The organism is Umezawaea beigongshangensis, assembly GCF_016464305.1.
GTDB lineage: Bacteria > Actinomycetota > Actinomycetes > Mycobacteriales > Pseudonocardiaceae > Umezawaea_A > Umezawaea_A beigongshangensis.
This window is the reverse complement of the sequence record NZ_JAEIOJ010000053.1, coordinates 1-305: the sequence shown is the minus strand read 5'-3', so window position 1 is coordinate 305 and position 305 is coordinate 1. Positions and strand designations below refer to the sequence as shown.

Here is a 305-nt window from a genome sequence, read left to right as displayed (position 1 = left end):
GGACGCCAGTCCGACGCGGCGCTGGCGCTGCTGGGTCAGCTCGGTCGCAACGAGCGCGCCCTGTGGCTGGTCTCCGGCGCCTACACCCAGCAGACCGGCGGCAGGCAGTTGTGGGCCGACCTGTCCGGTCGCAACAGGGCCGACAGCGTCGCACGGATCAACGCCACAGCACTGGCCCCCTCGATCCACGTCGAGGACGCTCAGCGGCTCTACGACCAGATCACCGATGCCACCTTCGAGCACCACGGCGACGGCAGCACCCGCATCCCCACCGGTCACCCCGAGGACGGCTGCTACATGCGCGC

At 70.8% G+C, this 305-nt stretch carries 1 protein-coding gene; it reads left to right on the top strand.

Annotated features, from left to right (window positions below; genetic code table 11):
• On the top strand, window positions 1-305 hold a 305-nt coding region (locus IMZ35_RS30305; RefSeq protein ID WP_199444635.1), incomplete at both ends, for a hypothetical protein.